Origin of the sequence: Pelorhabdus rhamnosifermentans (assembly GCF_018835585.1) — a bacterium.
In the GTDB taxonomy this organism is placed as follows: domain Bacteria; phylum Bacillota; class Negativicutes; order UMGS1260; family UMGS1260; genus Pelorhabdus; species Pelorhabdus rhamnosifermentans.
In genome coordinates, this window is sequence record NZ_JAHGVE010000024.1 from 55,302 (window position 1) to 69,041 (window position 13,740).

General features: G+C 34.1%; 20 protein-coding genes. 17 read left to right on the forward strand and 3 right to left on the reverse strand.

The window, feature by feature from the left end; all coding sequences use genetic code 11:
- Positions 1–245: 245 nt before the first annotated feature.
- From Ga0466249_RS20920 to Ga0466249_RS20935, 4 genes are all read left to right on the forward strand, one after another.
- On the forward strand, positions 246–656 hold the full coding sequence (locus tag Ga0466249_RS20920) for a hypothetical protein (RefSeq protein WP_215831435.1): 411 nt from the start codon (positions 246–248) through the stop codon (positions 654–656).
- A 74-nt stretch (positions 657–730) separates the two neighbouring features.
- Entirely contained in the window at positions 731–1,129 is a 399-nt protein-coding gene (locus Ga0466249_RS20925) for a transposase family protein (RefSeq protein WP_215831436.1), read from the forward strand.
- Complete coding sequence (locus Ga0466249_RS20930; RefSeq protein WP_215831437.1) at positions 1,126–1,377, forward strand: hypothetical protein; 252 nt, start codon at positions 1,126–1,128, stop codon at positions 1,375–1,377. Before Ga0466249_RS20925 ends, Ga0466249_RS20930 begins: the two co-directional genes overlap by 4 nt.
- 321 nt (positions 1,378–1,698) lie before the next feature.
- Positions 1,699–3,612 (forward strand): hypothetical protein, encoded by a 1,914-nt coding sequence (locus tag Ga0466249_RS20935; RefSeq protein WP_215831438.1) that lies wholly within the window; start codon positions 1,699–1,701, stop codon positions 3,610–3,612.
- Positions 3,613–4,253: 641 nt separating this feature from the next.
- Here Ga0466249_RS20935 and Ga0466249_RS20940 read toward each other — a convergent pair.
- Entirely contained in the window at positions 4,254–4,403 is a 150-nt protein-coding gene (locus tag Ga0466249_RS20940) for an Arc family DNA-binding protein (protein ID WP_215831439.1), read from the reverse strand.
- Between the two features lie 128 nt (positions 4,404–4,531).
- Here Ga0466249_RS20940 and Ga0466249_RS20945 point away from each other — a divergent pair, with 128 nt between their 5' ends.
- Positions 4,532–4,690: a ribbon-helix-helix domain-containing protein gene (locus tag Ga0466249_RS20945; RefSeq protein ID WP_215831440.1), complete on the forward strand. Its 159-nt coding sequence runs from the start codon at positions 4,532–4,534 to the stop codon at positions 4,688–4,690.
- A gap of 320 nt (positions 4,691–5,010) precedes the next feature.
- Here Ga0466249_RS20945 and Ga0466249_RS20950 read toward each other — a convergent pair whose 3' ends face one another.
- Positions 5,011–5,646 carry a hypothetical protein gene (locus Ga0466249_RS20950; RefSeq protein WP_215831441.1) on the reverse strand — a complete coding sequence of 212 codons (636 nt, stop codon included), beginning with the start codon at positions 5,644–5,646 and terminating at the stop codon, positions 5,011–5,013.
- A gap of 470 nt (positions 5,647–6,116) precedes the next feature.
- On the opposite strand from Ga0466249_RS20950, the gene Ga0466249_RS20955 reads away from it, so the two are divergent.
- The 5 genes from Ga0466249_RS20955 to Ga0466249_RS20975 all read left to right on the forward strand — a co-directional run bounded on the left by Ga0466249_RS20955 (position 6,117) and on the right by Ga0466249_RS20975 (position 7,619).
- Positions 6,117–6,317 (forward strand): helix-turn-helix domain-containing protein, encoded by a 201-nt coding sequence (locus Ga0466249_RS20955; protein ID WP_215831442.1) that lies wholly within the window; start codon positions 6,117–6,119, stop codon positions 6,315–6,317.
- Positions 6,318–6,665: 348 nt separating this feature from the next.
- Positions 6,666–7,067 carry a hypothetical protein gene (locus tag Ga0466249_RS20960; RefSeq protein WP_215831443.1) on the forward strand — a complete coding sequence of 134 codons (402 nt, stop codon included), beginning with the start codon at positions 6,666–6,668 and terminating at the stop codon, positions 7,065–7,067.
- The gene (locus tag Ga0466249_RS20965; protein ID WP_215831444.1) at positions 7,064–7,228 is read left to right on the forward strand and encodes a hypothetical protein; all 165 of its coding nucleotides are present in this window, start codon (positions 7,064–7,066) and stop codon (positions 7,226–7,228) included. Before Ga0466249_RS20960 ends, Ga0466249_RS20965 begins: the two co-directional genes overlap by 4 nt.
- A 55-nt stretch (positions 7,229–7,283) precedes the next feature.
- Entirely contained in the window at positions 7,284–7,451 is a 168-nt protein-coding gene (locus Ga0466249_RS20970) for a hypothetical protein (RefSeq protein WP_215831445.1), read from the forward strand.
- A gap of 30 nt (positions 7,452–7,481) precedes the next feature.
- On the forward strand, positions 7,482–7,619 hold the full coding sequence (locus tag Ga0466249_RS20975; protein WP_215831446.1) for a hypothetical protein: 138 nt from the start codon (positions 7,482–7,484) through the stop codon (positions 7,617–7,619).
- A 45-nt stretch (positions 7,620–7,664) separates the two neighbouring features.
- On the opposite strand, the gene Ga0466249_RS20980 is transcribed toward Ga0466249_RS20975, so the two are convergent.
- Positions 7,665–7,814 carry a hypothetical protein gene (locus Ga0466249_RS20980; RefSeq protein WP_215831447.1) on the reverse strand — a complete coding sequence of 50 codons (150 nt, stop codon included), beginning with the start codon at positions 7,812–7,814 and terminating at the stop codon, positions 7,665–7,667.
- A gap of 363 nt (positions 7,815–8,177) precedes the next feature.
- Between Ga0466249_RS20980 and Ga0466249_RS20985 the strand changes: the two genes are divergently transcribed.
- The 7 genes from Ga0466249_RS20985 to Ga0466249_RS21015 all read left to right on the forward strand — a co-directional run bounded on the left by Ga0466249_RS20985 (position 8,178) and on the right by Ga0466249_RS21015 (position 13,501).
- Positions 8,178–8,606, forward strand: coding sequence for a helix-turn-helix domain-containing protein (locus Ga0466249_RS20985; protein WP_215831448.1), 429 nt, complete (start codon positions 8,178–8,180; stop codon positions 8,604–8,606).
- Between the two features lie 217 nt (positions 8,607–8,823).
- Entirely contained in the window at positions 8,824–9,489 is a 666-nt protein-coding gene (locus Ga0466249_RS20990; protein WP_215831449.1) for a hypothetical protein, read from the forward strand.
- A gap of 398 nt (positions 9,490–9,887) precedes the next feature.
- Positions 9,888–10,784, forward strand: a complete 897-nt coding sequence (locus tag Ga0466249_RS20995; protein WP_215831450.1) for a zeta toxin family protein — start codon at positions 9,888–9,890, stop codon at positions 10,782–10,784.
- A gap of 19 nt (positions 10,785–10,803) precedes the next feature.
- On the forward strand, positions 10,804–11,052 hold the full coding sequence (locus Ga0466249_RS21000) for a hypothetical protein (RefSeq protein ID WP_215831451.1): 249 nt from the start codon (positions 10,804–10,806) through the stop codon (positions 11,050–11,052).
- A gap of 983 nt (positions 11,053–12,035) precedes the next feature.
- Complete coding sequence (locus Ga0466249_RS21005) at positions 12,036–12,248, forward strand: hypothetical protein (RefSeq protein ID WP_215831452.1); 213 nt, start codon at positions 12,036–12,038, stop codon at positions 12,246–12,248.
- Positions 12,249–12,301: 53 nt separating this feature from the next.
- The gene (locus tag Ga0466249_RS21010) at positions 12,302–12,481 is read left to right on the forward strand and encodes a hypothetical protein (protein WP_215831453.1); all 180 of its coding nucleotides are present in this window, start codon (positions 12,302–12,304) and stop codon (positions 12,479–12,481) included.
- A 273-nt stretch (positions 12,482–12,754) separates the two neighbouring features.
- Positions 12,755–13,501: a hypothetical protein gene (locus Ga0466249_RS21015; protein WP_215831454.1), complete on the forward strand. Its 747-nt coding sequence runs from the start codon at positions 12,755–12,757 to the stop codon at positions 13,499–13,501.
- Positions 13,502–13,740: the final 239 nt, after the last annotated feature.

Consider the following 13,740-nt stretch of genomic DNA (forward strand, 5'->3'; position numbering starts at 1 on the left):
CATGGAGCAAATAATAATTCGTCGGTCTCGGATGCTGATTGTCCTATATGAAAACGAAATACTGAGCTTGCTCAAAAACAATTCTAGCTTATGGATGCAGGCCTTAAAGCGTGGTAAAGGTTTGAGCAGAGTTGAAAAATCAATGTGTCGAAAGGGATAGGGTTCAGCTAAGTGCTGAAGGTTTGACAGTGAATAGAAGCGGTATGAGATAAGCCGTCAAACGAAACTAAAGGATGTGTGTTATTTTGAAAAACAAAAAAAATTATGTATGTCATGCCGATATTTGCAGATTTAATAATGAGGGATCTTGCAATAAAAATCTAGATTGTGTGACTATTGCGGTCTATGATGGCGTTGCCCAGTGCCCTAATTTTGAAGAAAAAAGGCAGTATGACTTCTTGGATAATCGGCAAAAAGCATTTGCAGCGGCACTACTTGCGGAAGTTAAGTCCATCTTAGAAGATATTGGCGAGGAACTAGAAGAAGACTTGAGCCAATTCGAACTTTACACCGATAAGGATAGTGTTTGTTATATGTGTCCCAAGGATGGTAAATACTCGCAGGATTTCGCGAATGATGAACGTATAGCTTGTTTGGTTGATGCCTACAACACAGTTATTAATGGCAAACCATTGCATTGTAATTTTACGGACTAATAAAGTCCAACAGACAGCGAATAGGACGGCGTGTGAGATAAAGCCGTATTAATATAAACGGCAGGTGGTGGCAGATGCAAGGACACGGCGAAAAATTCACTCAAAAGCATGAACTGGCTATAATTGCACTATTAACGACTTCAAGTATTGCAGAGGCAGCCAAACAAGCGGGTATAGGAGAAACTACGCTTTGGCGGTGGCTACAAATGCCTGAATTTGCAAAACGTTACAAGGAAGCAAAGAGACAGGCGGTTGGGCAGGCAATATCAAAATTACAACAGGCAACTACTATAGCGGTTGATACTTTAAAGAATGTTATGCAAGACAATGAAAGCAAAGATTCTGCTAGAGTGACAGCCGCAAAAACGGTCTTAGAATTATCATTTAAAGTAATTGAATTGGAAGATTTGCAGGCAAAATTTGAAGAATTAGAACGAATTGTAGATGAACGATTGGAGGAAAGTGAAACGTGAGGATAGAGCAATTAATAAAACGGCTTCAAGACAAAGTTAATAAATTAAGTAATGGCGTTGTCTCAATGTTAACTTTGCAGTGGGAAGAATCTGAATTTAAGGCAATTCCCGTAAGAATTACGCTTGGCAAAAAGCAAAGTTGTTTGTCAGGCGATATTGTAAAAAATAATGAGCAAGTTAATACGTTGGTAGAATTGTTAAATAACCCTGCACCTAATAGGAATGCACAAGACTTTGGGGATAAATGAAAATCAAATTGATATGTCGCTTATTTATAGGAGCGCATTAAAAATGGCACAGGAAGAAGGTTTGCCAATCAGATAGTAACTCACTAGACAGCGAATAGGCGGCTATGATGAGAAGAAACCGAGAATTGGCAATCCACAAGGGCAAGCATTACTGCTTAGAACGGCTTACAGAAAGCTATTTTAATGGTATCCCAGTTAAAAACCTAAAATTTTTATGTGAGTAAATTTAAGAGCAATTAAAGTAACAAAACAAATATGGAGATATTCAAATGATACTTGTCTTATAACAGGTATCATATTTTATTTTATAGGAGGAATTTCATGTCAGGTAGCACAAATTTTTTACAATTCGATCCAAGCAAGCAATTAATCGCAGATGATACAACATATGCAGATAGTATTTATCGCGCAGGGGGCGTAATGCCAGGAATAGCACCTCCTGATATACATAATAAACTTTATTATCAAACTTCCACAATGGCTACTGCTTTTGCTAATGCGATGGTAGCCGCCGGATATGTTGCAAACGATACTGATATTAATGATTTAACATCTAAAATTACTAGTTTTATATCTAGCAGCGGCGGGATTGCTTTAGAAGAATCAACAGGTTACGGGCTAATTGGTGATGGCCTACAGGTGTTAGCACAATCTACGCCTAATATGACAGTACAAATAGTAACCTCTGTTCCTATTCATATGCCTACCGGCTCGCATTTTACGCCTGCCGCTGTTAGTTCACAACCTGTTAATACTGCCGATGCTACTAATCCACGTATAGACTTAATTTATGTATCAACTACTGGCGTTGTATCTTATTTGCAAGGTACAGCAGCAGTTACGCCCGTTGCACCTACATTACCGAGTGGAGGCTTTTCGTTAGCTAATATTGCCGTTGCTGCTGGGACTACTACGATTACAAATAGTAATATTACGGATATAAGAATATTTAAAATAAATACACAAGATAGTCCCTCAATAGATATACGTTCATATGGACTTGCACCAGAAACATTTCGTGTGGCGTTGCAGAGAGCCATTAATAATAATCCATATGGAAAAATTATATTACCAACTGGCTCTTATACTGTTGATGAAAGTATTACACTCCCAGACGGATATTCAACTTGTATTCAAGGTCAAGGTCAGTTTAATACGATTATCAATTTCAATGGAACTGGCGCACTGTTTGACGGTGGTGGTAATGGTCAACTTAACGGCTGTATCTTTAGTGACTTTTCTGTAGTTGGAACTTATCCTAGCATTACTGGTAATTATAGTGCAGTAATTGCACCTAGGGGAAATAATAGTCAGACAGGGTTCTTACTTAGAAATTTTACAAATTCTTCAATGATAAAAAATATAACTATAAAAAATGTTGAAATAGGAGTAGAACTACAAAAAAGCTGGTATTCTGGATTCAGCAATATAAACATGTATAATATTGGGCAATATGGAATATTTGTAAATAAAAAAGATTCTGAGCAAGTAAATGGTATAACATTTGATAGAGTATATATTCGCAGTGGAATAAATTGCGTAAATGTGAAAGGAACGCCTTTATCTGCTAATAATTTTTCGGAAATAATGAATTTTATTGGCTGTACATTTGAAGAATCTTTGCAGACCGCAGTTGTCATCCAAGATCAAACGCCGACTTTGTTTTCTGGTTGTTACTGGGAAAGAAACTATCAAGATACACAGGCGTCCGGTAATCCTGTCTTGGCTTGGAATCAGCCCTTAGATGTTTATGTATCTGGACAAGGCGGGTTTCAAGGTATGAATGTTAAATTTGTCGGATGTTTTTTTGATGGGGAAACTCCTGGTACTGGTTCAAAAGCTACACAATGCCTTGTATACTCAGATAATGGTATTGATGCTTATCATTTATCACAAATGAGTTTTGATAGTTGTATGGTGCAAAACTATATAACTACTAGTAGTAACGCAGCTGCATTTGTTTATACTCTCTCCGGAGTAGAAAAGATGGATAATATCACTATGTATCCAACAAGCATACCATCTTTGACGGGTAGCCAAATAGCCCCTATTACCGGGCATAATCCTAGTTTCACAGGGTCGACAGCTTTTGGTGTAAATCAATCAACGTTTTCATACGCTGCAATAGCAAACAGTCAATGTATGCCGTGGCTTTCTGAAAGTGACAATAAATTACATTTTACTGTAAGATTATCGGATGGTACATATAAAGACTGTTCATTTACGGTAGCATAATAAGGTTAATGCTTCTAAAATTAGTCTCGCAAGTTAAAATTAAAAATGCTAGGATAGATATGATTTGTGCTCTTATATCGAACGGTTGACTTCTGGTCTTGCCTAGCAACCATTTGGAATACCGCTTTGAAAATATATCATACAAATTTTATTGCAGCCATAGCAAAATATAAATATTGTTGGTAATTAAGCAGAACAGGAGGATACAAAGTTCTGCTTAATTGCTTTTGAAAAAGAGTTGTAGAACGGTGAAAAATTGAAGCAATGTAAAAGCGAGCTAATGAAGGATTAGGTAATGATTTACCTGGTGCTGGATTTATAGAAGCTCTTGAAAATAAAGTAAAAGATATATGGAATGAAGGTGAAACTGTTGATCAGCAAAGCAAAAAAATATTGCTAGAAGGATGCGGGAAATATGTACAATACAATTAATATATTGGGAGATGAGATAGTGTCAGGTAGTAATAATTTCGGTTGATTATTCCATTTACACAGTTCCCGCCACACTCCCTATTGGGGACGGCATTTTACCCTGTTGGCTTCGGCTGACAGGGTTTATTTTTTGTTTAAAATGTATAAGAATATTTGTTTCACTATAAAAGCACAAAAAAACCATCAATTTAATGATAGTTTTTTGTGCTTTATTTATTCTTTTCTATAAATTGTTCTAATGCTACTACCATTTCATTATTGATTGATCGTCTATTTTTTTTTGCTGATTCAACAATCTTTTTGTAAATATCGGGAGGGATGCGAAAAGTCATTCTTATCTCTTCATCTTGTTTCTTCATTTTATTTTTTCTCCTATACTTGATGTCATTATAATACCATAATGGTATACAATTTTCTATCCAATTCCATAAAAAAATATAGACTGCGCACTGTTGCGGTGGTAATATAGTGTCAAAAGGAGAGTTTTATGATGCCTAAAGAGTGCGAGATTATTAAATGTAGTGCCCGTATTCCAGCTAACGTAGACAATAAAGTAAAACTTTGTGCAAAAAAGATTGGTGTATCAAAAAATACTATTATGATTTTAGCCCTAAAAGATTACATAGCAAAAGAGGTGAATGTATAATGCTAATTTCCTTAAAACTATTTATACTTTGTATGTTTTGTTCGGCCACTATCGGGGCTAGTATCGGATTGTTAGTGGCAGCTATGTTTGCATCAGGAAAAGAAAAGGATAGGAGCATAATTTATGGAAAACGCGTCTGAAAGTAAATATAATGGATGGATGTTAAAATATTCTTTTATAATCGGATTATCATTAGGAACCTTCATAGGAATAATAATTGAATGTGTAGTAGAATATTATTTTTAAAATAAAATTAAAGCCCTCTACTCTGGGAAAAGACCAGAATAGAAGGCTTTAACTTTATTTGCAATTTTGCTGATTTATAGATTTGAGTTTATTTTGTTAATGATATTTTGAACAATATTATAAAATAAAGGAGTCTTTTTTGGATCTAATTGGAATTTTTCGTTAGCGGAATATATAGCAATTAAGCTTTTATTATTTAAATTATAATTATCTGCTGCAATTTCATCAAATCCATTATCATGCATAGGTGCGTTATAAATATATTTTGTGATAGTTACAGTGTTAGCATTAATTATTTTAGGCGAATATATACCATTAACTATTGTTTGTTTAAATGTTTTATTGTAAAAAACATCTACTACTAAATATGTTAAGTCGTTTTGATCAGCATCAGGATTTATATATTGACCATAAGCATTCGAATTTTTGTTTATGTCTTTTATCGTTTCAATCGCTTTTTGTCTTACGCTTTCATCGTTATAGGTAAAATATAATCGCGCTTCAAAATTTCCTGTTTCTTTATAAAAGTTATTGGAAGTAGCTTTTTTTATTGTATTGTCATCAATATATACATTGAGCTGATCATTTGAATAAATGAGTAGTGGTGTTGTTAAATCTCCACCAGCATAAACTTGCAAATTAGCAAATGCAATATTAGGAATTACCAAGAGAACATATGATAAAAGTAATGAAGCCAATAGTCTTTTCATTTTAATTATCTCCTATATTTTTCATTATACAATGCAATAGGTTAATACAATACTATTTTGGTTATTAATGGGATAAAACCTCTTTTTTTATGGGAATTTCAATATTTATATAGCAGTTAAATTATAAGTTGCCAATATGTAAAAACCGAATTTTCGACTGCCAGAATTAAGGGGAAAAATTCAATGTTGCATACTTCAGAAATGTATTATTTGATTTTAGTATGGATCATTATATGATGGCGGAAAATTTCGCTAACTTAATTAATATGCTCATCTGATGAGAGGCTGAAGTCAGATGATTTTTCTTTGTCGGTTACTGATTTTTAAACTATTAATGAATATTATAAAACAGTTTACTAAATACAACTATTGATAGTTAAATATATTTATATATAATTAAATATAATTATTGACATTATATAATATTCAGATATATAATCAACTTATAAAAGAAAAAAGGTGGTGAAATATTGGTATTGGAAACGGTATACACACCTAAAGAATTGGCGGAAATACTGAAAGTTTCGGAACAAGTTATTGCTGACGAATTAAAAGGCGGACGTCTAAAGGCTTTTAAGGTTGGACGACAATGGCGAATTCCAGAAAATCATGTTAAGGAATATATTAAAAACAACAGTAACCAACCAATTGAGAACGCTAAGGAAGAATAATAAAAATGGCCTGTTTACTATTAGAATAATAAATAAGCCGGAAGGAGGCGCAAAAAGTGGAAGTAATTAATGTTGATTGTAATGATGTGGTTATTCCGGACTTATAAAAAGTAAATAATCCTAAAGTACAAAAAATAATTGAAGATTGGATTATTTTTGCAATGAGCCATTTAGCTGAAAAGGAGGACAAGCAATTACATTTATTAGAAGATATCGATAAATAAAAAGCCCGTTCACTACCGAAAATAGTGAACAGGCCGGGACAGTTAAGGCAAGCAAATACCTGCTGTCACTCTCATTTTATCAGATGGCAGGGGAAAAAATCAAATGATAAGGGAGAGGATTGTAATGGCAAACGCAACAGAACGCGACTATCTCGAATATTATTCAAAACTTTGGGATGCAGGGTTCAATAGTAAGGACAAGCTTTCAAAGTTAACTGATATTGCAATAAAATACAAAGATGATATAGAAAAAATCATAGAGGAAACCCAACTTTTGCTTGATGGTGCAGAGCCGGAATTACCATATAATCCATACACTATGGTTTTGCAACGAATGGATTATAATGACTTTATGCAGATCGTGGAACAAAATCGTATACCGCAAGATAAGGAGCGCACTATTTTGACTATCTTAGCAAATTCTTCATTTGCTAAGAAGAATCCAGTTACAGGGATTACATACGCTTTTATTTATGGCATTATTTGTGGTAAACGTGCTGAGCGCAGCAGGAAAGTGAAATCATGACATCATTTGAACGTCAACGGCTAGATCGTTACATAACCGATGCAGGCGATTGGCTAACGCAGATAGAAAAGATATTATTTAAAGCTAAAACCCCTTCACAGGCTGCTGCTAGCGACTTTATACAGGCTGCTCATGAATCTGTCGATGCAGCACGTAAATAGCTTGTACTTGATGGTATTATTATTGATGAATCATTACAAAGGAGATGATAGATAAATGAAGAAAGAAAGACGAAAAATGGTATGTGCTGGTCACATGATAAATGGTGTGCTATATCCGCCGGATACACCATTGCCTAGCTTTGAAAATGCCGTTCTCGAAATGTTAAAAGAAAAAGGATATGTACCAGTAGAAGAAAACGAAAGAATTACATGTCAAGACTAAAAAGTGGACAAGCAGGAAAGAGCAATAGAAATGAAAGAAATTAATCAAATCAATTTTAATGCTGATAAAGCTTTTAATTTAACTGATGAACAAAAAGAAACCGCTAAATCTATTATTGCAGTAATAGAAAATAGCGGAAAACCATTGAAGAATCTTGCGACATTTTAAGAGCTTGTGTTTCTGCATTGTTAATTTTAGCTTATCAAAAAAAAATTATAACTTGTTTGGTTGAGAAAGTTTTTGAAGACTCGAAGCGATAATATTAATTGCACATTGACCTTTTTGATATAAAGCACATTTTTCTTGTCTACAAGTCATATTTCTATCTTCTTGTTTAAAAAACGGGCAGTAAGCATCAATCATAGTTATCACCTCCTTAAAGGTGACACTTCGACAAAATACAAGATTTTCCTATAGAAAGGAACAATTATATGAGCGATTTGGAACTTATCAAATCAAAGCGGAAAAATTTATTCAGCAGCAGATAGGTTGTTGTAATGGTAGAAAAATAGCATAGCATTTAAATCTTATGAGAAACATTAAAGGGTATGCTGATATACTTAACGGTCCTGATTCAATATTGAAAGCGGCTAACTTCTTTAATGAAAGCGTGATTATAATTTATTTGTGAGCCGATCTTAAATGATCGGCTTTTTTATGTTTATAAGCAGGATATGTGTTTTGTTATATAAAATACGGTATATTATATCTAAGGAAGTGTTTAAAATGGTAAGTGAATTAAAAGGATTTGTAGAAAATTATGGCCAGGTTGTGACAGTCGCTATGTTATTTGATTTGTGTAATGCTGTAGGCGTTAAGCCCTCAGAATTGATTGATGATAATGCAGTTTCAAAAAAAACGAAAGTTCTTTACCATGAAATTAAGAAGGAAGCTGTAAATAATAGAGAAGAAGCTTTAAGAGACAAGAAAAATGAGTATAAACAAAATTTAGATTGTCTTAAAGTACCAAAAATTTTCAATAATAATAGATCTTTAACATGTGATGAAGTAGCAGAATATTTTAGAGTCCAAAAATCGTCAGTTTGGAGTTGGATTCGTGATGAAAAGTTAAACGCTATTAAGTTTGGTAACAATTATCGAATTCGCCCACAAGATTTAAAAGCTTTTGAAGAATCGATGTTTACCAAATCTTGAGGAACATAATAATAGAATTTATTTTGACAAAGAATAATCATTATCCTGCTGGCTAATCATTGGCAAGTTTTTTGTCTAACGAAATTTCTATCTTTGAATCAGATATAAAATGCATAGTGACCATGATTTTCAAGTAAGTTAATGTTTTAAATTACCTGGGGTTGGGATAGTAAAAGTATGAGAAACTAAAAATAGAAAACTTGAAAGGGGGAATTATATGGAAAAGAAATTAACAAAACGCTTGAAACTTCGTCATAAGTATAAGCATTATGCTGCTGCCTTAGCAGGTGCAGCCATTATGGCGGGAACCTCATTGCATGGTATTCCTTTTACTAAAGCATCGGCTGCTGCTGAAAATCCATCCGCGTCTCCAACTGTAACAGCCGGACAAACGACACTAATTGATAAAGACGCTAAAAAGCTGCTTGATGAAACTGATATTTCTGCCACAGATTCTTCGGAGAACAGAGATTCCGACAACAATAAAGTGGCTACCCCAGACCAACGTGATAAAAATAAGGATGATCAGCATGCTGATCGTGATCGAGGGGATAAACAGGATCAAAGGGATGGGTATGACCATTCAAGGTATGAACATGAAAGGTGGGCTGATCGTGGACGAGCATTTGATCAGCGCATAACATGGTATAATGATAGCTCAAACAAAATTCAGATTTATAATGATACTGCCAATCCAGTGGACATAGTTAAGGCAGCGGCCATTGATCTAGGATTCGATGTGAATAACGACTCATTTACCTTGATAAGTCAAAATGGTTCCCAGTCTATTGTGAACGTAGTTCATAACGGCAATAATTACAATGTTACTGTAGATCAGTTAGCTAATGGTAATTGGACGGTTTCCTCTGTGAATCTACAATAAGTGCTAAAATTTAGTTTCCTTAATTAATTTGGCAATCTGATGATTTCGCAAATCGCGCCTTGAAGCCTATTTTTCGGTATATTGTTGTTGGGTTGTTTTTTTATTGCCTCTGTTGGCTGTTGCTGGCAGGGCTTATTTTTTTGTTTTAAGCCTAGTATTTGAATTGTATAGGTTTGGCGCGCATGAATTACGGTGCTGTTTTAAAGTTGGCTCCCGTTTCTTATGGTCGTAGACAAAATTTTTTCAGATTAAGGGAGGTGTTTTGGATTTTAATGTCAAATTTAATATAAATATGGGTACTAAATTTTTCCCTTATATTACTATCGTTATAGAAATTGATTCTTAAAACCTTTGACTTAGCTGACTTAATTATTTTATTGTAAAACGGAGGATGTATTATGATCCAGGGTATAATACGCCCATTAGGAAATAATGATTTTGTTGAACCTTTTGTTAAAGGAGTTTTACAATTTTCAGAGAAAGCTAAGATAAGAAGGGCAATAGAAAAAATTGTTGATGCTGAAATGTGTATAACTGCGGTAGAGAAAGATTCAACATTAAAAAGTACTAAATTTAGGGATTTTGAATATAAAACAGATGAGCAAAGAATTGAATTACGGAAAAAAATATTATCCGAACTTATTAGTTACCAAAGATTAAGCAACGACGATTGTTTAAAGTTAGGAAAAGGAGGAGCGAAGCCGTTAACCAATGTAATATCTGAGTCACAGGCATACATAATAACTGGGTTACCAGCTTCAGGAAAATCAGGGATAGCTACAAAAATTGCTGATGAGTATGGAGCCTATATAGTAGATTCTGATTATGCTAAAAGAAAATTTCCTGAATACAATCACCAATATGGGGCTCATCTTGTCCACGAGGAATCAAAGCTAGTAACTTCTACCGAACAAGATTTTAATTTATTAGATTTTTGCATTTCTAAAGGACACAATCTCGTATTTCCGACAATAGGATATGATGCTCAGAGTCTCATAGATTACGCACATATGTTTAATGCAAAAGGATATTGTGTACATTTGACTCTAGTGAGCTTAGATCGTAAAAAAGCTGTAATTAGAGCATATGAGCGATTTGTAAAAACAAAAAGATATGTTCCGCTTGGGCTGATCTTTGATCAGTATAGTAATGAACCTATATTGGCATATTATAGATCAAAGAGGAGTACAATGTTTAAATCTCATGGGGCTATTTCGACCGATGTCAAGTTTGGTCAATCTCCTATTTTTGTTGAAGGTGATGATGGCAATCCGGCAATGCTATATAGAGAATAAATATTCAGGAGGGAGTATTGTGATGAGAAAAAACATTATGTCATCTAGGAGAGAGGATAGAAACGGTCTTAAGTTGATAAAAAACAAGCATCATAGTAAAGTTAACGTACGTGAAAGTAAATATAATGCTGCTCAACAATCTTCGGTTGCTCAAAGGATCTTAGAGCGAGAAAAGCAAGAAACGCAATTGACTTTGCGCACGATATCTAATGCTAGAACTGGAAGACAGGCTAGTGAGAAATATGCGGAATATTTATTGTGCGAATAAATGTTGTATTACTGTTATTTTTGCAACAATTTGAGTATATTTCTATAATTTAGTTCACTTCTTCATTACGATGTAGGAAGTGGGCTTTTTTATATCTAAATAAAGAAAATTCTGACTACCAAATATAAAAAAAGACGTGTGATTGTAAGTAATCAAAAATTAACCAATGTCACGATGGCAATAGCCACAATAGTCAGTGACACTATTGGTGACAATCACTTAAAAAGTGTCACTAATTAGAATAAATGTTCATCAACGAAATAGCCGATAAGCCCAGTAAAAACAAGCACTTATCAATTAACATAAACTTTTACAAATAGGCATTTTTAGACTCGCATTCAAAAGGTCAGGGGTTCGATTCCCCTCGTCTCCACCAGTAAATTCAAGGCTTTGCAGCGATGCAGAGCCTTTTATTATTTATATGTCCCCAAATTAGTCTTCTGGACCGTTTTTACGGACAAGAAAATTTCTTTAGTACCGCTTATGTTGTCACTACCTTCGATACTTGTTTTTCATATATTGGGTACATGAGGAAAGTCACGAAGGGAACGTCAAGAACGTGAAATGCGTTGTCATGAGCATGAAAGTGACACGCGAGAAATTGTAGCTGGTGTATTGGCTACATATTTGGTTCGGCAAATAGCGCAAGTCCCTCAATCGGATGATTCTGGTTGGGGGCTTTTCTATGTAGTCCTTTAGTTTCTTTTTACAAAGCAGTCATAATTTTGTCATATTCCTATGGTATTGTTTGCATAAAGGTGAAAGATAAACCAAAAGACGGGACAAGTGTATATTCATCGTTAGCAGAATCACAGCAAAAGTAATATAAACAAATTGATTACTCTCTAAACAGGTAGGGGATTTCCTATCTATTTAGAGAGTACTAAAAAATGTAAGCAATTGTTACAATATAAGTACAAAAAAAGAATACCTAATATTTACGATAAAAAAAACCATAAGTAGTTAATGGGAGGCAATTAACTATGATTTTAAAAGTAGCATGTGTACAACCTGTTCTCAATAATTATAAGTATAATACGCAAAAACCTAAGAATGGGTTAAAAAGGAAGAAAACTGCATCGTTTGCTAGTATACTGGAAAATACAATTAAATCTCAATCTAATAAAGGTTACGCAATGGTTAATTGTACTTGTAAAAGGGGGATATCGGTAAATATTGGAATACAGCTATGGTAAGTATAAACGTGCTTGCATGAGTATATAGCAAAATATAAAAAGAGGGATGGCATATGTATACAACAACAGGGGCGTTATTCATACTATGCTTGCTAGGTTCAGCAACGGTGGGTACATGTGTAGGTTTATTATTAGCGGTGTTTTACTTCGAAAAAATCATGAAAACATCCCTCGATGATCGTTGTACGAATAAAGACAAATTAAAACTACAGGTAAAGGCCGATTCCAATTGAGGATGGCTTTTTTACTATAGTATAAGTTTTCTTAATTGTTGTTTGACTCTTTTGTTTACTTTCTTTAGTGAAACAGGCAAAATATTTGTAGTTTGCAAGATTTGTGGCAGCGAATCATAAAGATAAGGATATGGAATATTGTTTAAGGTGGGGAGCGGTGCAGTTTAAATGATTATTGCCCGGTCAAGGCCGAGCTTTTCTCTTTCATAGCACTTGTCATGTTTTTGCCACATTTATCCTGTATAATATTTCTACAACAGGAGGGATATTCTGGTGAAAATATGGAAAATACTTTTGGTTACACTTTTTACGGTAAGCTTTAGTGTGATAACCGCTTACGGGAGTAATGTAACACCGACATTAGAAACCTCGGTGGTGCAAATTACTTCTGTGGCACATGAAACCCAAGAAACTCCACCGGCGGAACCAAGGCTTATTAAAGTTCAATATTTAGAAAACGATAGCAGGGCCTTGATACCTAAAATGGAAGGAATGCAAAATACAGCTCTTCAGGCAACAATAAATAATAATTTAAAAGCAGCAATAGTCCCATCAAACTTTTCTATAGAGGGTAATTTTGAAGTTTCTTATTACGGGGATAATCTGTTAAGCATCCACTTTTGGGGAAATATGTTTAAACCGAATATATCTCAGACCCAAATAAGAATTGATAAAGGAATACATATTGATTTAACGACTGGGAAAATATACAATTTAGATGATCTTTTTAAACCGAATGTTGATTTTGAAAATAGAATTAAAGATGTTTGTTTAGCAAATGACACTGAATATAGATTTAATCATGAAATCTCGACAAAAATATGGACATATAAAAATTTTGCTAGTTCTTGGGCTAAAGAAAACGAGTCATTTATCTTACTTGGTGACTCCATAATAGTTTATTCCGTCCAATCAGAACTGTTAGGGGGATATAAAATTCCATACTCCGAATTAAAAGATATCATTAATACTGACGGCGAGTTATGGAATAAAATTCAAGGACAAAAAATACATAACTAGTACATTATACCTTGTACCGAATTAGCGGGTAAGGCTTATAAACGATTGTATTAATCACCGGTTTATTCCAAATGGGCTAGTTAAAACTAATGAAGTAGAAACGTATTTGCCGGATAACGTGGAATTAACTGAAAAAAAGCGTAAAAAAGGGCCTCACACGAGCAATGTCATTAAGATAAGAAAACAAAACGACAAAGAAACAACGGAAAAGACAGGGAGATTGAGAAATAATAGTCTCC

Bases quoted from the DNA above. Each gene is read 5' to 3' on its own strand.
- Ga0466249_RS20980 (WP_215831447.1), bottom strand. From the start codon at position 7,814: ATGATTGATGCTTACTGCCCGTTTTTTAAACAAGAAGATAGAAATATG.
- Ga0466249_RS20950 (WP_215831441.1), bottom strand. From the start codon at position 5,646: ATGAAAAGACTATTGGCTTCATTACTTTTATCATATGTTCTCTTGGTA.
- Ga0466249_RS21010 (WP_215831453.1), top strand. From the start codon at position 12,302: ATGTATACAACAACAGGGGCGTTATTCATACTATGCTTGCTAGGTTCA.
- Ga0466249_RS20960 (WP_215831443.1), top strand. From the start codon at position 6,666: ATGGCAAACGCAACAGAACGCGACTATCTCGAATATTATTCAAAACTT.
- Ga0466249_RS20975 (WP_215831446.1), top strand. From the start codon at position 7,482: ATGAAAGAAATTAATCAAATCAATTTTAATGCTGATAAAGCTTTTAAT.
- Ga0466249_RS20985 (WP_215831448.1), top strand. From the start codon at position 8,178: ATGGTAAGTGAATTAAAAGGATTTGTAGAAAATTATGGCCAGGTTGTG.
- Ga0466249_RS20940 (WP_215831439.1), bottom strand. From the start codon at position 4,403: ATGAAGAAACAAGATGAAGAGATAAGAATGACTTTTCGCATCCCTCCC.
- Ga0466249_RS20970 (WP_215831445.1), top strand. From the start codon at position 7,284: ATGAAGAAAGAAAGACGAAAAATGGTATGTGCTGGTCACATGATAAAT.
- Ga0466249_RS20965 (WP_215831444.1), top strand. From the start codon at position 7,064: ATGACATCATTTGAACGTCAACGGCTAGATCGTTACATAACCGATGCA.
- Ga0466249_RS20945 (WP_215831440.1), top strand. From the start codon at position 4,532: ATGATGCCTAAAGAGTGCGAGATTATTAAATGTAGTGCCCGTATTCCA.
- Ga0466249_RS20925 (WP_215831436.1), top strand. From the start codon at position 731: ATGCAAGGACACGGCGAAAAATTCACTCAAAAGCATGAACTGGCTATA.
- Ga0466249_RS20990 (WP_215831449.1), top strand. From the start codon at position 8,824: ATGGAAAAGAAATTAACAAAACGCTTGAAACTTCGTCATAAGTATAAG.
- Ga0466249_RS20995 (WP_215831450.1), top strand. From the start codon at position 9,888: ATGATCCAGGGTATAATACGCCCATTAGGAAATAATGATTTTGTTGAA.
- Ga0466249_RS21005 (WP_215831452.1), top strand. From the start codon at position 12,036: ATGATTTTAAAAGTAGCATGTGTACAACCTGTTCTCAATAATTATAAG.
- Ga0466249_RS20935 (WP_215831438.1), top strand. From the start codon at position 1,699: ATGTCAGGTAGCACAAATTTTTTACAATTCGATCCAAGCAAGCAATTA.